At 29.0% G+C, this 20,231-nt stretch carries 18 protein-coding genes and 1 pseudogene; 5 read left to right on the forward strand and 14 right to left on the reverse strand.

Annotation, left to right across the window (positions count from 1 at the left end):
• Positions 1-326: 326 nt before the first annotated feature.
• Positions 327-1,616 carry a M24 family metallopeptidase gene (locus tag ABDZ93_RS19215; RefSeq protein WP_343828128.1) on the forward strand — a complete coding sequence of 430 codons (1,290 nt, stop codon included), beginning with the start codon at positions 327-329 and terminating at the stop codon, positions 1,614-1,616.
• Between the two features lie 60 nt (positions 1,617-1,676).
• Here ABDZ93_RS19215 and ABDZ93_RS19220 read toward each other — a convergent pair whose 3' ends face one another.
• Both ABDZ93_RS19220 and ABDZ93_RS19225 read right to left on the reverse strand, forming a co-directional pair.
• On the reverse strand, positions 1,677-2,291 hold the full coding sequence (locus ABDZ93_RS19220; protein WP_343828130.1) for a GNAT family N-acetyltransferase: 615 nt from the start codon (positions 2,289-2,291) through the stop codon (positions 1,677-1,679).
• A gap of 377 nt (positions 2,292-2,668) precedes the next feature.
• On the reverse strand, positions 2,669-4,120 hold the full coding sequence (locus ABDZ93_RS19225) for a methyl-accepting chemotaxis protein (protein ID WP_343828131.1): 1,452 nt from the start codon (positions 4,118-4,120) through the stop codon (positions 2,669-2,671).
• A 412-nt stretch (positions 4,121-4,532) separates the two neighbouring features.
• Between ABDZ93_RS19225 and ABDZ93_RS19230 the strand changes: the two genes are divergently transcribed.
• Positions 4,533-6,398 (forward strand): S8 family peptidase, encoded by a 1,866-nt coding sequence (locus ABDZ93_RS19230; RefSeq protein ID WP_343828132.1) that lies wholly within the window; start codon positions 4,533-4,535, stop codon positions 6,396-6,398.
• Positions 6,395-8,113, forward strand: coding sequence for a S8 family peptidase (locus tag ABDZ93_RS19235; RefSeq protein ID WP_343828133.1), 1,719 nt, complete (start codon positions 6,395-6,397; stop codon positions 8,111-8,113). Before ABDZ93_RS19230 ends, ABDZ93_RS19235 begins: the two co-directional genes overlap by 4 nt.
• Before the next feature lie 76 nt (positions 8,114-8,189).
• Here ABDZ93_RS19235 and ABDZ93_RS19240 read toward each other — a convergent pair whose 3' ends face one another.
• The 3 genes from ABDZ93_RS19240 to ABDZ93_RS19250 form a co-directional block, all read right to left on the reverse strand.
• Positions 8,190-9,359, reverse strand: coding sequence for a SpoIIE family protein phosphatase (locus ABDZ93_RS19240; RefSeq protein ID WP_343828134.1), 1,170 nt, complete (start codon positions 9,357-9,359; stop codon positions 8,190-8,192).
• Positions 9,352-11,046 (reverse strand): [Fe-Fe] hydrogenase large subunit C-terminal domain-containing protein, encoded by a 1,695-nt coding sequence (locus tag ABDZ93_RS19245; protein ID WP_343828135.1) that lies wholly within the window; start codon positions 11,044-11,046, stop codon positions 9,352-9,354. Before ABDZ93_RS19245 ends, ABDZ93_RS19240 begins: the two co-directional genes overlap by 8 nt.
• 252 nt (positions 11,047-11,298) lie before the next feature.
• A complete protein-coding gene (locus tag ABDZ93_RS19250) occupies positions 11,299-11,508 on the reverse strand; it encodes a DUF3006 domain-containing protein (protein ID WP_343828137.1) in 210 nt (69 codons plus the stop codon).
• A gap of 199 nt (positions 11,509-11,707) precedes the next feature.
• Between ABDZ93_RS19250 and ABDZ93_RS19255 the strand changes: the two genes are divergently transcribed.
• Positions 11,708-12,172, forward strand: a complete 465-nt coding sequence (locus ABDZ93_RS19255) for a DUF4883 family protein (protein WP_343828138.1) — start codon at positions 11,708-11,710, stop codon at positions 12,170-12,172.
• Positions 12,173-12,243: 71 nt separating this feature from the next.
• Here the strand turns inward: ABDZ93_RS19255 and ABDZ93_RS19260 are convergent, their stop codons facing one another.
• From ABDZ93_RS19260 to ABDZ93_RS19270, 3 genes are all read right to left on the reverse strand, one after another.
• Positions 12,244-13,674: an aminopeptidase gene (locus ABDZ93_RS19260; RefSeq protein WP_343828139.1), complete on the reverse strand. Its 1,431-nt coding sequence runs from the start codon at positions 13,672-13,674 to the stop codon at positions 12,244-12,246.
• Between the two features lie 175 nt (positions 13,675-13,849).
• Complete coding sequence (hprK, locus tag ABDZ93_RS19265; RefSeq protein ID WP_343828140.1) at positions 13,850-14,761, reverse strand: HPr(Ser) kinase/phosphatase; 912 nt, start codon at positions 14,759-14,761, stop codon at positions 13,850-13,852.
• 62 nt (positions 14,762-14,823) lie between these two features.
• A complete protein-coding gene (locus tag ABDZ93_RS19270) occupies positions 14,824-15,039 on the reverse strand; it encodes a DUF896 domain-containing protein (protein WP_343828141.1) in 216 nt (71 codons plus the stop codon).
• Positions 15,040-15,371: 332 nt separating this feature from the next.
• Between ABDZ93_RS19270 and ABDZ93_RS20170 the strand changes: the two genes are divergently transcribed.
• Positions 15,372-15,575 carry an aspartyl-phosphate phosphatase Spo0E family protein gene (locus ABDZ93_RS20170; protein WP_367661949.1) on the forward strand — a complete coding sequence of 68 codons (204 nt, stop codon included), beginning with the start codon at positions 15,372-15,374 and terminating at the stop codon, positions 15,573-15,575.
• Here ABDZ93_RS20170 and ABDZ93_RS19275 read toward each other — a convergent pair.
• From ABDZ93_RS19275 to ABDZ93_RS19300, 6 genes and pseudogenes are all read right to left on the reverse strand, one after another.
• Positions 15,567-16,139 (reverse strand): flavodoxin family protein, encoded by a 573-nt coding sequence (locus ABDZ93_RS19275; protein ID WP_343828142.1) that lies wholly within the window; start codon positions 16,137-16,139, stop codon positions 15,567-15,569. The two genes, ABDZ93_RS20170 and ABDZ93_RS19275, sit on opposite strands and share 9 nt — an antisense overlap.
• A 7-nt stretch (positions 16,140-16,146) precedes the next feature.
• A complete protein-coding gene (locus ABDZ93_RS19280; protein ID WP_343828143.1) occupies positions 16,147-16,539 on the reverse strand; it encodes a hypothetical protein in 393 nt (130 codons plus the stop codon).
• 354 nt (positions 16,540-16,893) lie between these two features.
• Positions 16,894-17,373, reverse strand: coding sequence for a peptide deformylase (def, locus tag ABDZ93_RS19285; RefSeq protein WP_343828144.1), 480 nt, complete (start codon positions 17,371-17,373; stop codon positions 16,894-16,896).
• 93 nt (positions 17,374-17,466) lie between these two features.
• Positions 17,467-17,808: a hypothetical protein gene (locus ABDZ93_RS19290; protein WP_343828145.1), complete on the reverse strand. Its 342-nt coding sequence runs from the start codon at positions 17,806-17,808 to the stop codon at positions 17,467-17,469.
• A 158-nt stretch (positions 17,809-17,966) separates the two neighbouring features.
• Positions 17,967-19,970: a S9 family peptidase gene (locus ABDZ93_RS19295; RefSeq protein WP_343828146.1), complete on the reverse strand. Its 2,004-nt coding sequence runs from the start codon at positions 19,968-19,970 to the stop codon at positions 17,967-17,969.
• A 78-nt stretch (positions 19,971-20,048) separates the two neighbouring features.
• Positions 20,049-20,231 (reverse strand): annotated as a pseudogene (locus ABDZ93_RS19300) (glycoside hydrolase family protein); the annotation flags it as partial.

Below are 20,231 nucleotides of genomic sequence, written 5' to 3' on the forward strand. Positions count from 1 at the left end.
AAAAGAAAAGATTAAATTATATCTTTAGCCAAGGTAAAAGATTCCTTATATCTCTAGATGGACATACTAGACTTTATTATGCAATAAGCAAGGGATATTCTGAAGTAAAAGGATATTTAGCAGAACCAGGTGATTACTTAGAAGGCTTTGTAGAAGAGGCAAGAAAAAGGAAAATCTACTCACCATATGATCTTAAATTAGTATCCCATGAAGAGTATAAAATAAAATGGGATAAGTTTTGTGATGATTTTTTTAGAGAAAGAATGAAATAGCAGTAATTTAAATTAAATAATTAATAAAAGTATGTATCTATAAAGGGGGAAATTATGGTGAATGAGTTCTTAATTAATGAGATGAGACAAAAGCTTATATGTGGTAGGTTATGGCCATTGGAGGTACAGTCAGAGTTAAGTACAGAGATATTAAGAGAAAGACTAGATAAAGTATTGCCTTGGGCAATTGAGAGTTCAGATAGTGATTTTTGGATAGTGATGGGCAAAGAAAATAATGAAGATCCTATTATGAAAACTCTATTTTCCTGGGATATGCCTAATGCACGTAGAATAAGTATCTTAGCTTTTTATTATGATAAGAAATCAAAGAAAGTTAGAAAAATGATGTTTGGTAGCCATTCACCAATAATGAATTCAATATACGAGAATGTTCAAAATAAAGATGAAAATTGTTGGCAAGGTTTAAAAAGAATAATTGATGAAATAAACCCAAAGTCAATAGCTGTTCAAGAAAGTAAGAACTATGGTTTTTGTGATGGACTTATATCTAGTTTATACAAAGAATTAATAGAGAGTTTATCAGAATCACAAAGAAGCAGAATTTGTAGTGCGGAGAATCTTTCTGTTAAATGGCTTCAAAGGGTTACTAAAAAAGAGTTAGCTGTTTTGAAAGTTTTAGTAGAAGTTACCCAAGATATTATAAAGATGACCTTTAGTGCTGATAGTATTAAAATTAATGGAACCACAACCACTGACCTAGAATGGCTTATGCGAAATACAATATCAATGCTAGGGCTTAATTTTTGGTTTGGCCCAGATGTTGATATGCAAAGACAGGGTAATTTAGTTAGTAGAATTTTTGATGAACCAATAAACTATGGTGATTTTCTGCATTGTGATATAGGGGTATCTTGTAAATTTATAAACCTACATACAGATATGCAGTGGGTATGTTATGTACGAAAACGAGAAGAAGATTCTGCACCAAAGGGGTTAAGAGATTTATTGGTGAAAGGAAATAGATTACAAGAAATAATTACTTCAAAATTTAAATATGGAAAGACTGGAAATGATGTATTTTTTGAATCTATAAATCAAGCTAAAGAAGAAGGTATAAAACCAATGATATATTCTCATCCAATAGGAACTTTTGGACATGGTTCTGGAACATCTATTGGTAGATATGATCTTCAAGGATTTTTAGAAGGATGTGGAGAATGTCCAATAGAAAATGAAACTTGCTATGCATTAGAATTAAATGTTTGCGATAAATTGTCAGAATGGGATGGACAAAATGTTTATATGTATTTAGAGGAAGATATTTATTTTAATAATGATGTAAGCTATATTTTAGGAAGACAAAAAGAGATCATTGAGATTTAAATATATTAAATAGAAAAAAGTATTGAGCTGAGATTTGCTCAATACTTTTTTCTATTAATATTACTTTTTTAACACCCAATAAGGCATAGCTGGAACTTCATCCTGATATATTGGAATTTTTACATCCTCTCTTGATGGGCCATAAATAGCTTTATGATTATGCATTATCTTAGAGATTTCTGATGGGCTTGATATAAAGCCATCACTAAGAATTAAAGCTTGCCATCTCATGCCACATGTAGCCATTTCGTATACAGGCTTAAATCCATTTCTTTTATAGAAGTTTATTCTACGTTCACGTAAATTATTTTCAGAAGGAGAGTCTTCAGAAACAGGTAGTTCTGACTCTGCTATTATATATTCATTTTTGTAGTATTTTTTAAGGGCTAACAGAATTTCACTTCCTAGTCCTTTATTACGTAAGCTTGAAGACACGCCAAGATAATCTAAGAGTAGTAAATTTATATTTGGAGATTTCCAAATAGTTGCATATCCAAGCATTTGATTAGAATGTTCATCAAATAGTCCTAATAAATCATAGTGACCAGAATTTCTAAGCTTTATAATATCGGCTAGAGGCTTTCTTTCTTGTGAGTTGAAATGATTTTCAAACTCTTGTGTATACCAGTACGTTACTTCTGAATCTGTCATAAGACGAAGATTTAGATCACTCATTTTTGTCACTCCTATCGTCATTAAGTATTTACTAATATATTACCATCTCTTTACTACCATTAAATAACTGGATAACCATAAATCTAATGTCATTACTATATTATGGCATATATAAGTTTAATGCTTGAACAGCCCCCTGTCAAGGTTTATTCTATTCACTATACATATAAATAATTGTTTTCACATAATAACAATAGTGTGATAATTACAAGAAGTATTTGAGATATCAATAGTTTTTATAATAGATAGCATATTAACTCTTATTTCCCTTAGAATTGAATATATATTTTCAAAAGAAAATTTAAACGAATTAAAACTAAAAGAGCTGCCGCTCTTAACTAATTTTCAGTCAAAAACAACAGCGCATGCTTAAATTTTTAATTTTCATAAATACTTTTGTTTTCTTTATTTATTCTTTCAGTAATAGTTATAATCATTTTAAAGTCATTAATTAGCTCTTTTGATAGAGTCTCTGCTTTTTTATATGTTTCTTCTGCTTCTCTATTGTTATCTCTATTAATAGCATCTATACCTACTTGTCCAAGTTCATGAAATTTTCTATGCTTTTCTTCTAACCTATTCCAAATAGAAAATATTTCTTTATTTTTAGGTTTCATAGAATAATAAAAATGTCCAAATCCACATTTACGCTCATCTACTTGTAGCGGTGTTATAATCCCTGCTTCAACCATATGCTTTAAGTTGCATAACCAATTTTCATGGGCTACTATTGCTTTATTTATAGTATCTATGAATACTTTATTATCAATCATATAGTATCTATCATTAACTAAAGTTCCTATTATTTTTGCAGCTCTATCCAAATCTGATTCTATAGCAGATACTGGAATTATAACTTTACTTAAACTATCACTTACATCTCCAAGTATATCTCCGCTCTCTTTTAAATCATCAATATCACCTTCAAGATTCTTTATGCTAGTAGAGACTTCATCCATAGAAGCATTTATTTCTTCACTATTAGTAGCAACGGTGCTTATTGCTTCAGTAATATTATTAATCTTGTCTCTATTTTCTTTACTAGAATCAACTACAGAATCTAAATTTTCATTTATTTTATTTAAAAATTCTACTGTGTTATCTACACTTATATTACTCTTATTAGATGCTGTTTCTATGGCAGCTACAAATTCATCCATACTTGAAGTTAAAGTTTTTGTCTCATCAGCTAACTTTCTTATCTCATCTGCAACTACCGCAAAGCCTCTACCGCTTTCTCCAGCTCTAGCAGCTTCTATAGAAGCATTAAGAGCTAAAAGATTAGTTTGCTCAGAAATATCATTAATAGCACTTATTACACTTTGTATATTCTCAATAACATGAATAAGGTTACCCATATCTGCTTTCATGCTATTAGAATGACTTATAGCCTCATCCGAAAATTCCTTTATTTCCGCCAATTCATCTTCATTCTTTTTAGTTGCCTCTAATAGCATTGAGGAATTCATAGATAGAGTGTTAATTGCTAATGTCATATCAGAATGAGCTGCAGTAACTTCTTCTGAAGTATGGGATGTTATATTTGTTGTTTGTGTAATCCTATCCATTAAGTTTATAATTTCTTTACTAACAATATTTATCTTTTCCTCTTTATCTTTTAACAATAGATCTAAACTACTCATTTGAATAACAGAGTTTAATACTAACTCTGAAATTTCTTCAAAACTTGATTTTCCATTATTTAATCTAGAATATATACTTTTTAACTTTTCTAAATTATTACTACTAATCTTTAAATTTGATTTTGGTTTTTCCAATAAGGATATATTGTTTATTACTTGATCTATTGTTGAATTATTGCTAAACATATGTACACTTCTCCTCTTTTTCAAATATATTATTTAAATTCATTTATTGACCTAATAATACTATATTTTACACAAATGATGCAATTTTATTATATCATTTATTATATTTATATAAATACTTAAATAGAATTTTTGTTAGAGTTAATAATCTGTATAATATATTTCTAAGTGATTAATAGATGGGAAGTATATTCTGAACTTTTTATTCACTAAAGACTTATTTTAACATTTTCATCCATATCATTTAGTATTTTTTCCAATTCTCTAATAATTCCTAACTTTATAGTATAGCTAACATCATTATCCAACTCATTATAAGAAGGATTTATTGCCTTGCCTATAAAAAAATTATATCATTAAATTTTTTAACTAAAATATAATAGTAATATATAGTATTATATTAGGAGTTTTTATGACTAATTCAAGAGAGTGTAGTTTATATTATAATGAAAATACGTCTAATTTTCTAGTTCAATATAAAGATAAAGATGAATTTATAAAACAAATGAGTAAAATATCCTATGCTTGTGGCGATATAATCACATACAATCTAGCTGTAGTATCAGTATCCCATTTAGATATGAATAGACTATTAGAAGATGTTCCTCAAATTGTTTTCTTTGACTTTAGAGGTATGTATGTATTAGGCGAAACTTCTATATCTACATCTGCTTCTTCTGTAGGAAACATAAATCCTATAAAAATAAACCCTTATTTAAATTTAACTGGTAGAAGTGTCCTAATAGGAATTGTAGACACAGGTATAGATTATCTTAATGAAGAATTTATTAGAGAAGATGGTACCTCGAGGATAGTTAGTATATGGGATCAAGAAATCCCTGGTAACAGTTCTACTAACACCTATATGGGAACTACTTACTCAAATGAGCAAATAAACTCAGCTATTAAAGCTTATAGAAACAATGAAGATCCTTATGCTATTGTTCCTTCTAAAGATACTGTTGGACACGGTACTAATGTTGCTGGAATCATAGGTGCAAGAGGATATAGTGCTGATATAACAGGTATAGCAAATGATAGTGATTTTGTAATAGTTAAGCTTTTTCAATCAACTAATTTTAGAAAAACGTTATTAGATAATGGAGTAGAGTATACACCTGTTTATAATGGCAGTGAAATTGTAGCAGGCATTGAATATTTAAAAAATGTGGCTATAGAACTTAAACGCCCCATGGTTATATATTTAGGCATAGGTTCTACAGAAGGCAGCCATGATGGATTTAGTTTAATTTCTAGATATTTGACTTCCATAGGTACTATCCGTGGAATATGTTTTGTCTGCGGCGTAGGAAATGAAGGGGCTGCTCAAACCCATGCTACTGGTTATATTAGAAATATAGATGAAATTTCATCTGTAGAACTAAGAATAACTCAAGAAATGAAGTTTATTCAATTTAATATATGGGTTAGAAAACCAAATAGAGCTTCCTTAATAATAGCATCTCCTACTGGAGAAACCTCTCAACTTCTAAAATCTAAAAATGCCAATGAACAAATTAGTAAATTTATTTTTCTAAACACTACATCAAGAATTTTATATTATAATCCTGAACGTTTTACTGGTCATGAAGTTATCCACATAGAATTTTATGATATAAAGCCTGGAATATGGACCTTTAGGTTGATAGGCGAATATTTAACTGATGGCCGATACGATATTTGGCTACCACCTCATAGTACCTTGCCTAGTGGTACTGAATTTCTTCAACCTAATCCATTAAATACCTTAATGGTGCCATCTACAGCTAGTAATGTAGTTACCACTTCTTACTATGGTCCAGATAATGCTTTAATCTCTGAATCTGGAAGAGGCTTTAATACTAACAACTTAATTAATCCTGACATATCTACTTTAGGAACAAATATTTTAACTACAAAAGTTGCAGGTGGAACAACTACTATGTCTGGTAGTTCTGCTGCAAATGCCATAGTTGCAGGAGCTTGTGCGCTATTATTAGAATGGGGAATTATCAATGGTAATGATCCAACTATGTACTCTCAAAAAATCAGAAGTTATTTAATGCATGGTGCTGCCAGAAATATTTATTATAGATTTCCTAACGAAGAACTAGGATACGGATATCTAGACTTATTGGGTGTTTTTAACTTTATAAGTAGATCATATGCTGCAAATATTGTATATCCTGCTAGTATGCGCACATATAAAGAATACAATGAAAATGTTAATTATATTGTATATAATAGTAATAATTTATTTATAAGAATTCCAAAATGTATTGTAGGTGATTTTATATGAAGCGAAATTTAGAAGTTCCAGAAAGTATTTTTAGTGACATAAATTACAATCATTATATTGTTCAGTATCAAGGTGACGTTCAACAGGATTTTTCCCAAGATCCTGATCACTATTTAACTATAATTAATGATAGATATGCCATCATATCTCTACCTAAAGATGTAGAACTAGCTATTGGTGCCCCAGAGTTTCCATCCATAGTATATGTAAAACCAGCTGAAATGTATACTCTCCAACAAATTACTCCTATAGAAGCTTCTCAAGTAGGTTTCCTACAGCTAGATCTTCCCTTAAGTCTAAATGGAAGCGGTGTTAACATAGCAATTATTGATACAGGAATTGATTACTTAAGTGAAGAGTTCATGAGAAATAATGGAGAGACTAGAATAGAATGTATCTGGGATCAAACCATACCTTCTAACGGTAAAAATTCAGATCAGTTTATTCCCTATGGTTCAATATATGAAAAAAAAGATATTCAAGCTGCTATACAAGCATCTAGAGAAGGTATGTATCCCTATGATATAGTACCATCCGTAGATGAAATCGGTCATGGCACAAATATGGCTGGAATAGTTGGTGCTACTGGCAAAAACCCTGAATTAAAAGGCATAGTCCCTAATTGCGATTTCGTAATTGTAAAACTAATTCAAGATTTTTCATATAAAACACAATTTAATGTGAAAGTTCCAATTTATAATATAACTACTATTTTTGCGGCCTTGGAATTTTTATATAGATATTCTCTAGAAACTTCTAAACCAATGGTTATTCTTTTCCCCCTCGGTACAAACTTAGGTAACCATAAGGGTACTGGTATCTTAGAGCAATATATAGAATCTATAAGTCAAAATAGTGGAATTGTAATGGTTGTTCCAACCGGAAACCAAAGAGATAAAGGATGCCATACTTCCGGAATACTCTCTGAACCTGGGGAACTTCACATAGTAGAAATTGACGTATCTCCAGAACAAAATAGTTTGTGGATGGATATTTGGGTAGACTCCCCTAATGTCATGTCTGTAGATATTGTATCTCCATCTGGTGAAAATAGTGGTATTATTGGTGCTTTAATTAATAATACAGAGTATTATTATTATATATTTGAGGAAACTTCAATTAAAGTTAATTACTATTTACCTGAAGAAATCACTGGAGATGAACTAATTAGACTTAGATTCTATGATATACAATCAGGTATTTGGAAACTTAGATTAATTGCAAACTCTGTATTAAAAGGTAGCTTTAATGCTTGGATTCCTGAAGAAGGCTTAACTGTCGGTGGTACTCACTTCAGCTATGCAGATCCCTTTGGAACATCCACTAATCCAAGCAACTCCCCTTATGTAATCTCTGTTGCAGCCTATAATCAAAACAATAATTATCTTCTAAACTATTCTGGTGCAGCTTTTAATGATCTTAGATTTAATTACGTAGATATAGCTGCGGGAGGTGTAAACGCTATAACTGTAGCCCCTAACAATAAAATTGCAACAGCTAACGGCACAAGTGTAGCTGCTGCTGTAACAGCTGGTGCTTGTGCACTATTATTCGAATGGGGAATTATTAAACTCAATGACCCCTATATGTATTCTCAAACAATAAAGACCTATATCGCCCGCGGAGCTAGCAAACGCCTTGGAGATATATATCCTAATCCTCAATGGGGCTATGGGCTACTAAATATACTTCAAATGTTTCAAAACATGATATAATTGCAATAGAAACCCTAATCATAAAATATGCTATGATTAGGGTTTTGTAATTTTTTCTTTCAAAAACTATGTCTATTCAATACATACTCACTTTAACATTTTTACCCATACCACTGAGTATCTTCTCTAGTTCTCTTATTATTCCTAATTTTATGGTATGACTAATATGACTATTTGAATCATTATGGAAAGAATTTATTGCATTTCCTATAAAAAAGTTTATATCAGTTGTTTCTTCAAATAAAATTTTAGCAATTACAGACGCTCCATCTATTTTATTTTTTAAATCTAAAGAAATGTTTGAGGTAATACTGTATTGCTTAGCAATATATAAAACTTTTTCCAACGTTATAACTCCTTCTGTAACTAAGTCTACCCCTTCAATACATGCAGTTGAAGGTATTTCCTCGCTACCCGTATTATTGTTTATAACAATAGGTTTATTTAAATATCTACTTGCAATCTTAGCTGTGGTTCCACCACAAATTATCTTCTTACCTTTCCTCGAAAAAAAAAGTTTTAATACTTTATTATCATCTTCTTTATGCTCTGGTGGACCTACCATAAGATTTACTACCTTTCGCTCACAAATCTTAAACACAGCAACGGTTATATCATCATCTGGTGAATTTAAATATAAATCCATAGATGCATTTGCTATTGTTGCTGCCATCCTTTGTGGTGACATATCTGGAGTGTACCACCTCTGAACATATTCAATAATGCTTTCTCTTTTCCACCCATTTTTCGTAGTTCTTCCAAGTCCAGCACTAGTAACTCCATCAGTTACAAGTATAATCATATCTCCTATACTAAGCCTAATATTACTTTCATGTATTTCTTTCTCATACATAACTTTACGTGTTGAATCATAGACAACATTTTTTCCATCTCTCATTAATATTATTGATGGATTATCAAATTGTGCTAAATATGCATCACCTCGTTGATAAATTTGAAGTATTGTAAAAGTAGAATATGCCATATTTCTAACCTTACAAATAGGTAAAGTTTTAGCTATTGTATATACACTTTCCTCTATAGACATATTACTAGACATCATGGTACCTAATATCTTTGATGTTAAAGTTGCTAATATATTAGCTTTAATACCACTTCCTAATCCATCAGATAGTACAAATGTAGTCTTATCTTTACTTTTAATCGTAGTATAAAAGTCTCCAGAAATAGATTCTCCATGCTTATTAATGCTGGCAAATCCACTTTCTAAAAACACATTAGTCATAATCCTCTTCCTCCATAAGTATTGCTTCTTTAAGATCTGTAAGTGCTATTTGAGTTTCGGCTGCCGTTTCTCCAAGTAATGATGCAATCTCATGTACAATACACATATGCTTTTCTACAATTTTATCAGTTATATCAGCTCTATTGGTCTTTTCCTTAATCAATTTTTCTCTTTTTCGTTTCAGCTTAGTTATGTCCTTCATTATACAAATAATAATTCCACTGTTTTTATCATATATGAAATTCTGTTTAACAAACTTATCATATTCAGGCAAGTAAACATTTTCATTGATAATATTTTCTTCATTGCTTATTACATTTATAAAATCGAAGTCATCCATAACCCTAGATATTGGTAAACCAATAATATCTCTCGAATTTTCAACTTCAAATATTTCACAAGCTGATTTATTTACCTGTTGAACTACTAAATTAGTATCTACTGTAAGAATAGCATTAGGTGTAACACTTATAATTTTATCTGAAAAGGATTCTGCTTTTTCCTTCATATAGGGTAAACACATACTTATTTCTGCTTTTCCTAAAATTACTGCTATTGCTTTCTCTCTACAAGTTGAATACCCACAAGTCCCACAGTTCAATTCATCCTCAATACTTATTTTCCCCATTTTTTTTAGTATACTACTAATCTCCTTATCACTAGGAGATTGTATAACTATTTGTTCATCTTTAAATCTTCTACTTGTATCAATACTATATTTAAAATTAAAATCAGTAGGATTATTTTTATTCAATGCTATACTTTCAACTTTATTCATTGACGATATTCGTAAAGATTTATTATGAGATGATGCTGGTCCATTTATACAACTACCACTACATGCACTCATTTCAATAAAACAATTTTCCAGATTATTGTTAATTATTTCCTTTAGTGTTTCTATACAATTGTCTAGACCATCAACAGCAACATATCTATAGTCATATCTCTTATTCATTGTATTTAAAATTCCTCCACTAATGGGAAATAATCTTGAAACATACGTGTTATTATCTATATTTTTATTATCTTCAAATTTTAACCCTTCTTCCTTTATCCAAATATCTAATTCTTCAAAAGTAATAGCTATATCATTATATTCTTCACCTATTACACACTCTTCTTTTTTAGATATGCATGGACCAATAAATACAACAATAGCATCCTTTATTTTACTCTTTAATAACTTACTATGAACTTGTACTGGAGAATTTACAGGTGCTAAATACTTTAATGCTTCCGGATAATGCTTTTGAACTAATTTGACTACTGTAGGACAACATGAAGATATAATTATATTTTTCCAGTTACTTTTAATTAATTTTTCATATTCGCTTTTAACTATATATGCTCCTTCTGCAGTTTCAAAAGCATTACTAAATCCAAGCTTTCTTAATATACTAGCAAATTGTGAAAACTGAGTAACGTTGTAATTTGAAATAAAGGAAGGTGCTATACTAGCAATAACCTGTTTCCCCTCTCTAATCAAATTCTTTATCGTTAGTACGTCATTACGAACTTCTTTAGCATTCTGAGGACAAACAACCATACAATTACCACATAAAATACAATCTCTTTCAATAATCTGAGCTTGATGATTCTTTACTTCTATAGCTTTAACAGGACAATTTCTAATACATTTATAACAATTTTTACAATTAGCTTTTTTAAATTTAAGTATACCCATTAAAATCTATCCCCTATCATAAAATAAATAATGTAGACCATTTAAGGATATCAATTTTGATAAACTTTTAACAATTCAATTGTATAGCTAAATAATATAATTGTCAATTCTGCCCAAATTTTTGGATAATAACTACACTTGAAATGTTAAAAATTTCATTCTATTATTTTATTTTTTAATCCGTATATCTATAGATTATATTAGTTGCCATAAAAAAAGATATGCTATAACATATCTTTTTAATTAATACTATCATTTCCATAAATCTTCTGTAAGTTTTTCAATTTCTTTCTTAAGTCTTTCTGTTTCTCTACGATTAAAAACATATTTATCATTTACTAAATCTAAACAATCTCCCTCTTTTACGCCCTTAGGTAAGTATAAAATTGGTATATTTATCATTTCCATATTTTCTCTTTCGCATACAGCATACTCTTTTTCAAATCTATCTATAATTATCATAAAAGTTCCTCCCTTTATACTATTTATTTTATCCTTATCTCATACTTAATAATATAATTTCTATCACTTAATATTAATATTTATAATATAGATATTGCAATTTTATCTATCTTTATATTATACACAGTACTTTTTCTTAATAGTAGTAATAATTTCACCTTAATTTTCATAATTTATAAGGAATAAAGGGGTTGATATTTTGAAAAAGAAGTTTTTAATTTTATTTATTATTATAATAACAATAACCACCGGGTGTACAAACATAAAGTTATCACTAAACAAAGAAAAAACATGCCTTAATTATTATACTCAAGAACTCATAAGTAATCTTAATAAAACAGAACCCACGCGCATTTCTGTATTTTACAAAGAGTTTTTTAAAGAATTTGATTTTCCTTCTACAGAATCCAAAGATGCTATTAGTTTCTTAAATTCTTTAAATGAAAGTTACTTTATTGAAAAACCTGATGATTTACCTGAATCCTATAAATATAAAGTATATATTGAGTTCCCCAATAAAAAATATGGCATAACTATATTTAACGAAAAATATATATCTATATATGGTTGGGATGGTAAATATGAAGTCGATTATTTGAATATAACTGAGGTGCCAACATCCTACAACCTATATGGTATATGTAAATACTTTACAGAAGAATAGCTGACTATAAAAAAATATAAAAGGCAGAAGAATATTTCTTCCACCTTTTATATTTTATATAATTATTTAAATTAGATATCTAATAAGAATGCCTCATAAGCTCTGCAAGTCTCATATATGTCTGCTTTACTTGCAATTTCCCATGGTGCATGCATGTTGTGTAGAGCTACACCTGAATCTATAACTTCCATTCCGTACTCAGCAAGAATGTAAGCTATAGTACCACCGCCGCCTTGGTCAACCTTTCCAAGTTCTGATGTTTGCCAATAAACATTATGCTTATCCATTACTTTTCTTAATTGAGCAATAAATTCTGGATTTGCATCGTTGCATCCGCCTTTTCCTCTTGCTCCAGTATATTTATTGAATACTACACCTTTTCCAAAGAATGCATTATTTTGCTTTTCACTTACCGATGGATAGTTTGGATCGAAAGCCGCACTTACGTCTGAAGAAAGCATTTTAGAGTTTGCAAGAGCTCTTCTAACTTTAAGTTCACTGTATTCTTCAACAAGGTTCACAAGTTCTGCTACAGTATTTTCAAAGAATCTTGACTGCATTCCAGTTGCTCCTTGACTTCCAACCTCTTCTTTATCTACAAGTAATGTGATACAAGTTTTATCTGTACTCTTAATTTTCATCATTGCTTCAAATGAAGTATATGCACAAATTCTATCATCATGACCATAAGCCATAACCATTGAACTATCTAAACCATAGCTTCTAGCTCTTCCTGCCGGAACAACTTCTAGTTCAGCTGATACAAAGTCTTCCTCTGTAATTCCATATTTTTTATTAAGAAGTCTTAATATGTTAAGTTTAACTCTATTCTTAGCTTCTTTATCCTCTACTGGTATAGAACCAACACAAACATTTAGACTTTCGCCTTCAATTCCTTTAGCTAAAGTCTTAGCCATTTGATCTGCAGATAAATGAACTAATAAATCTGATATTCCAACTACTGGCTCTTTATCATCTTCGCCTATCACTATATTTATTAAAGTTCCATCTTTTTTAATTACAACACCATGAATTGCTAGAGGTATAGTAACCCATTGATATTTTTTAATTCCACCATAATAATGAGTTTTAAACATTGCAAAATCCGAATCTTCATATAATGGATTTTGCTTTAGGTCAAGTCTTGGTGAGTCAACATGTGCACCTAATATTTTAAACCCTTTTTCTATAGGCTCTGTTCCAATTAAGAATAATGCAAGAGTTTTTCCCATGCAATTAGCATAAACTTTATCTCCTGATTTAAGCTTTCTTCCTTCAGCTATGCACTGATTTATATCTACATATCCGTCTTTTTCTGCCAATTCTATGAATTCAGTAACACATTCTCTTTCAGTTTTGCACTTTGACATAAAATCTATATATCTATCTGATAATTCGAATGCCTTATCAAGGTCTTCCTTTCCGTATTTATCCCATACCAATTCATATTTTTTTTCTAACCTTTTTAAATCTTCCACTAAAATCCCTCCCGATAAAATCATAGTTATAGAATTCTACTTTTATATTACTCCAACTTGAATTGATTTACAATTCAAATTTGAGAAAATTTCAAATGTATATTATATTTAAACTTATTATAGTAAATTTTATTAATAAGTATCTAAAACAACTGAAATTTTTAAAATTATTTTTAAATTACATTTTTACATAAGCATCCTAAGAATTTTGACTATCCATAATTCTCTTTTCAATTGTTTCTACAGCAGTGCAATTTGATGTGGCATTATACCTAAAATTAGCTGCTGCAGCTTCAATTATAACGGCTATATTACGTCCTGGCTTTAAAGGTAATACTATTTTCTCTACATCAACCCCTAGTATCTCCATATATTCTTTATCTACTCCAAGTCTTTCATATTTATCATTTACATCCCAGTTAACTAAAGAAATAACTAAATTAATATTTTTTTGAGAAACAATACAACTACTACCATAAATAGCTGATAAATCAATAATACCCATACCTCTAACTTCAAGCATTCCAGTAGTTATATACGGACAAGATCCATATAGTTTCCCATCTATTTCCTTAATATCTACTGCATCATCAGCTCCAAGCCTATGTCCTCTTTTAATAAGCTCCAATGCTGCTTCACTCTTTCCAATTCCACTTTCTCCCATAATCAGTATTCCAATACCATATACATCTACCAAAACACCATGAAGCCTAGTTTCTGGTGCTAACTCTGAGTCCAAAAAATTACTAACCCTATTAATAAACTTTGTAGACTTATCATTACTTCTAAGAACAGTAACATTTTTTATTCTTGCTTCTTCTAAAAATTCATCATGTACTTTTAATCCACTTGTAATTATTACTCCTGGTATAGGAAAAGAAAAGTACTTTTTTATTCTACGTATCCTTACCTCTGGGTCAAGGCACTTTAGATAACTCCACTCAGTTTTTCCTACAATTTGAATTCTCTTATTATCAAAATAATCGTAAAAACCAGCAAATTGTAATCCAGGTCTATGTATATCACTTACTACAATATTAGATTCCAAATCTCCTTCTACTAAAACTTCTAAATTATAGTTGTTAACCAAATCTAAAACTTTTACTCCCATCTTACTCCTCCCCTACTTCAAATTATATATTTATACTCATTGTTTATTTAAATTTTATTTTACTAATTATTATGTTTAGGGTCTAAAGGCTTATATCCACTAATTTGAGCTTTAAAATTTTTTTTAACATTATCAATATATCTTCTTCTTAAAACTTGCTGTCTATTTTTTTCAGCTTCTGTTAAGCCATACTCTTGGCTCTTTTTATATAAAACGTTTATTTCCTCAATAACCTCTTCTATTTTCATGTCATCGATATTTTTATATTCTTTATCCATTTTTTCCTCCTAATAGTTTAATAAATGATTATACAATAAAACTCCTTCAAATAATTACTTTTATGTAAATTTCAGTATTATTTATTTATAAATTTAAAATTATTTTAAATTCACATACGCCACTTGTCGAAATACGTATCATTATAATCACTTAGAGATTCTAGTAATCGCATTAAGTCATCTTGATATATTTATTTATAAGTTTTTTATGATATATTTATCATTTTTATGGAGATTTTTGTAAAACTTAATATGAATTTGACTATTAATAATTATTAACATTAAGTTGTATCTCTGTTAAAATAAAAATATAAAGTTAAGGATGTGATTGAGTGTTATTAAAATTTAAATTCCTAAATCAAAAAATTAAGTCTTTTAAACTACTACTACATGTACTGCTTAGATTTAAGAGACCTACAGATAATATTGTTGTAATATGCTCTCAACATTTAGACGAATACATTGTAGAATATCAAAAGCTAAATCATAATTCTCATAAAACACAAAATAATAAAAAACATAAGAAGTTAGCCTAATATTTTCTCCTTATTTATTAGGTTCTGACATTTTAAAATTTCATCATGATACTCATTAATATAATTATAATTTATGTCTGTATTATCTATATATAGCTTAAATAAAATATCACAATTAAGGGTATTTAAAAAATATTTACCTATAGTTTCCATATGAATAAACATACTATTCCAGGAACTACCCCCATTAAATATAAATATACCCTGTCTTCTTTCTTTTGTATTTTGCTTAAATATAAACTTTTTACTCCAGATAACTTGACACCTATCTATCAAAGATTTTAGTGGTGATGGAAACATACCAAAATACATAGGCGATGCTAGAATGATTATATCACAATCTTGTATTAATTTATAAATCTCAGTCATAGAATCTTTAATTGAGCACGCCCCTACGACTTTACTACAATATTTACAATCAGTACATGGTTTAATATTCATATCATAGCAATTAATGTATTTTATTCCCACATTTGTATTAATTCCTTTTATAATTGCATCTACTATTTTATTTGTGTGCCCTTCTGTATTAGGAGAACCATTTATAATAAGTAATTTTTTCATAACAAATTTATAACTCCAAAATTAATTCATCAATGTCTACAGGTAAATCTTCTCTATAAAAAGCAACTAAGAAATCCATTGAATCATAATCATCTTCAGAAAGCTCATAAGACAACATTTCATAATCTAAATCATAATCCTCTGAAATTTCATCTACTATATCATTTATATTGTCTATTGCAGTATCATTTAAATAAGGTAGAAAATACTCTTGATACCATTGTTCTCCTTCTCTTTCTTCATCACAATCTTCATTTGCAAATTCTCTAGCTCCTTCAACTTCTAGCTCGTCAAATTCGTAAGAAAATTTAATTATAAAGCAGTCATTATGCTTTTTTATTTCTGTAATATTCTCTAAAGCATTATCTTCTAAAATCTCTATAATTTCTTGTTTATTCATAGTATAGTACTCCTTTATTTTTATTTATTTTGTTTCTACTATATTTCCTTAATTTTTGCATTTCTAATTATCTATATGCAAAATTTCTTTATTAATTGTACTTATAAATTTATATCTTTTAGGTATTTCTTTATATTATATACTTTCCCTTATTATATAAAATAAAGCATAAATTTTACCTTTATTATATAATAATCTAAATTTTAATATAAATCTATATGAAAGTTTTAAAATGGGCTACACAAAGCTATAGATAATAACTATAAATTAATTAAATAAAAACTGCTAAAAGGTCCTACTTATAGTTAACCTTTTAACAGTTTTACCTATTTTAATATTATCATCAAAAAACCTTTATTCTTTACTCTCAACTAATTCATACATCTCATCAGCTCTTTCCATGTAAAGAATTCCTTCTAAATGATCCATCTCATGACAGAAAACTCTTGCCATAAAATCTTCTACCTCATACTTTATTAGCTTACCATCTTCATTTAAAGCTTCAACTATCATTTTTGTAGGTCTTTCAACCAATCCTTCGTATCCAACATAACTAAGACACCCTTCATAATCTCTATCCATTTCCTTAGATGCTTTAATAACTTTAGGATTTATTAGTATTATAGGAGATGTATTATCAGTCGTTAAATCAATTAATATAATTCTTTTATTTACAGCTATTTGTGGAGCTGCAAGTCCAACGCCTTCAACTGTTGATAATGTATCCTTCAAATCTTGAATTATTCCTCTGATTTCTTCATTTATTTCAACTACAGTATCACTAATTTTTTTTAAATGTTCATCTCCATACTGAACTATCTTCCTTACTGCCATCTTAAGTTCCCCTTTCATATTCTTTGATAAGTATATTAAAACATACTTTTATATATTTTTCATCCTATGTTCTCATTATTTTTACTATATATACTAAGATAAAAAACCTACATAGTAGCATATTAGAATTATTATAGAAATACATCCTCTTAGCACATGTTGTTTTAAATTTAATTGATTAAATAGCTTATATCCATGGATTATTGCAGCTATGTGTATTAGTATTAATCCTACTAAAAGCACATATAGCATATCATTTCCTCCATTAAATTCTGTAATTGATGCAAAGAGAATAACTATACTTCCAACAATCATAATGATATTGGGGAAAATACCATCCCTACTTTGTCTAATTGCCATAGTACATGCAAAGATAGATAGCACACTATATACTATTATTAGAATTAAGGTAATAAATTTAAAAGCTATAGACATAACTCCCTCCTACATCTACTCTATTTAATTTATAGACTTATATAATTATTATATATATTTAATTAGTTTATGCTCTTAATAGAGTTCTCATTCAAGTTAAAATTGCATATAAATAAACACCTTATAAAATTTATTTTTATAAGGTGCTTATTTATTAACTATCTTAGATGTTCTTCAAACCAATTTGTTATTTCTGTAAGTCTTCTTATTCTATGCCTTGGTTTCCCACTTCTACTAAGCTCATGATTTTCGCCTCTAAACATGCAAAGTCTAGCCTCAACTCCATGATATTTTAAAGCTGTGAACATCTGTAGACCTTCTGCTAACCAACATCTGTAATCTTCTTCTGAATGTATAAATAAAGTCGGTGTCTTAACTTTATCTGCATATTTAAGTGGAGAATGATACCAAAGTTTATCCACGTTATTCCATGGAGTACCTCCATTTTGATCATCTACAAAATAAAATCCTATATCTGTAGTGCAAAACTTAGAAATCCAGTTGGATATACTTCTTTGAGATGCTGCAGCTTTAAATCTATCAGTATGACCAATTATCCAGTTGGTCATAAACCCTCCATAAGATCCACCAGTTACACCCACATTATCCACATCTATATTTTTATACTTTTCTAATACTTTATCTGTAAAAATCATTATGTCATCATAATCAATTGTACCATATTTTCCTCTAATATCTGCATAAGCTCCTCCATGTCCATCGCTGCCCCGTGGGTTACAGAAGAATACAAAGTACCCCATATTAGCCCATAGCTGCATCTCATGATAGAAAACCTCACCATAAACGGTTTTAGGTCCACCATGAATATCTAAAATGGCAGGATATTTTTTATTTTCTTCGAAATCTACAGGTTTTAATACCCATCCTTCTATTATAACACCTGGTTCTGTTTCAACCTCAACTCTTTCTGGTTTCGAGATTTTTAATTCATCATGTATCCATTGATTAAACCTTGAAATTTCAGTTTCTCTACCATCTTTTAATGAATATATTTCTTGTAACTGTTGATTTCTAAGACCTATAAATAATATATTGCCATTCTTAACATCAAAACAATCTACTGATCCAGTATTAAAACTTACTTTTTCTATATTTCCATCTATATCGATTCTATTTATATAAGAACTATCTATTTCTGTAGTTATAAAATATAAGTAGCTACTATCTCTTACAATAGATTTCCCTTTACCATATCTACAATCCGAACCTACAGAATTCCATGTACTTCTATCAAAATCTGGGGTTAATAAAGTTTTATTACTAGTATTCAAATCTATTATATAGAATTTACCATCTTCATTAACTCCATATTCCTGCATATCACTTCCAAGTAATATTAATTTATCTTCACTCATGAAACTTACATGACTATAAGAAAAGTTTTCTTCTCCATTAATAAAAGTAAGTTTATCCAGTTTAATGTCATAAACATATAGCTCATCATTAAGTGCTGCTTTATCTTTATAAGAACTTGCAGTAAATACCAACTTACTTTTATCTTCACTTAATTCTACTGACATAACTGAAGTATATTCATCAGTTATTAAGTTTATTTCCCCTGTACTCACTACATATTTATATAATCCACTTCTCTTTTTATTAGTAAAGCCACTACCATTGCTCCAAAAAGGTATCTCATCTAAAACTTCATAGTCCTTCTCTTCTTTTCTAAACTTTAATTCCTCAGCTTTTTCTTCATCAGAAAGTCCAATTAAACTTTTCCCACCTACTCTATGATTTCCTGTAAATAAAAAAGTATCTTCATCTATTTCAATTATAGTTTCAACTGGCATAGGGATTTTAAAAGCCTTAACAGCTTCTCCACCATGAATGTTTAACTTGTAAAATTGAGCAAATTCATCTCCCTCTTCAAGTTTCTTTTTATCTTTACTATCTCTTACTCCTTGAAATAATATAGTCTCATTATCTTGAAGCCATATAAAGCTTCTTTCTTTATTAAAAGTAGTCAATTGATAATATTTGTTCAAAGCTAAATTATAGAGCCATAAATTAGTATCATAGTCGTTATCCTCTAAATTACAATTAGACACAACAAAGCAAGCATTATCCCCTTTAGGTGAAAAATTTAGAGATGATAAAAATTTATATTTTGTAAAATCCTCTAATTGAATATTTTTCATTATACTCCCCCCAAATCATACATTGTAATAATTATACTATATTTTAAATATATTGTAATTATAATAATTACTTTATTTTCATTCTGTAATATCCTCTTCTTCTGCTAAACCAATTCTCCATTGTCCAACTTTATCTCTTGCAGAATAATAAAGCAAATATTTATCTTTTAATCTTACTAAACTTGATTTATAAAGAGTACCGTTATCAAAAGACTCTTCACCTTCTGAAGGATTGAATAAATTTTTCATTGGTAAAAAATT

Origin of the sequence: Clostridium subterminale (assembly GCF_039521425.1) — a bacterium.
GTDB classification, from domain to species: Bacteria; Bacillota; Clostridia; order Clostridiales; family Clostridiaceae; genus Clostridium_J; species Clostridium_J subterminale.

Bases quoted from the DNA above. Each gene is read 5' to 3' on its own strand.
- ABDZ93_RS19260 (WP_343828139.1), bottom strand. From the start codon at position 13,674: ATGATTTTATCGGGAGGGATTTTAGTGGAAGATTTAAAAAGGTTAGAA.
- ABDZ93_RS19245 (WP_343828135.1), bottom strand. From the start codon at position 11,046: ATGGGTATACTTAAATTTAAAAAAGCTAATTGTAAAAATTGTTATAAA.
- ABDZ93_RS19225 (WP_343828131.1), bottom strand. From the start codon at position 4,120: ATGTTTAGCAATAATTCAACAATAGATCAAGTAATAAACAATATATCC.
- ABDZ93_RS19295 (WP_343828146.1), bottom strand. From the start codon at position 19,970: ATGAAAAATATTCAATTAGAGGATTTTACAAAATATAAATTTTTATCA.
- ABDZ93_RS19230 (WP_343828132.1), top strand. From the start codon at position 4,533: ATGACTAATTCAAGAGAGTGTAGTTTATATTATAATGAAAATACGTCT.
- ABDZ93_RS19280 (WP_343828143.1), bottom strand. From the start codon at position 16,539: ATGAATAAACAAGAAATTATAGAGATTTTAGAAGATAATGCTTTAGAG.
- ABDZ93_RS19290 (WP_343828145.1), bottom strand. From the start codon at position 17,808: ATGTCTATAGCTTTTAAATTTATTACCTTAATTCTAATAATAGTATAT.
- ABDZ93_RS19250 (WP_343828137.1), bottom strand. From the start codon at position 11,508: ATGATAATTATAGATAGATTTGAAAAAGAGTATGCTGTATGCGAAAGA.
- ABDZ93_RS19220 (WP_343828130.1), bottom strand. From the start codon at position 2,291: ATGAGTGATCTAAATCTTCGTCTTATGACAGATTCAGAAGTAACGTAC.
- hprK (WP_343828140.1), bottom strand. From the start codon at position 14,761: ATGGGAGTAAAAGTTTTAGATTTGGTTAACAACTATAATTTAGAAGTT.
- ABDZ93_RS19270 (WP_343828141.1), bottom strand. From the start codon at position 15,039: ATGGATAAAGAATATAAAAATATCGATGACATGAAAATAGAAGAGGTT.
- ABDZ93_RS19240 (WP_343828134.1), bottom strand. From the start codon at position 9,359: ATGACTAATGTGTTTTTAGAAAGTGGATTTGCCAGCATTAATAAGCAT.
- def (WP_343828144.1), bottom strand. From the start codon at position 17,373: ATGGCAGTAAGGAAGATAGTTCAGTATGGAGATGAACATTTAAAAAAA.
- ABDZ93_RS19275 (WP_343828142.1), bottom strand. From the start codon at position 16,139: ATGAAAAAATTACTTATTATAAATGGTTCTCCTAATACAGAAGGGCAC.
- ABDZ93_RS19215 (WP_343828128.1), top strand. From the start codon at position 327: ATGGTGAATGAGTTCTTAATTAATGAGATGAGACAAAAGCTTATATGT.
- ABDZ93_RS19235 (WP_343828133.1), top strand. From the start codon at position 6,395: ATGAAGCGAAATTTAGAAGTTCCAGAAAGTATTTTTAGTGACATAAAT.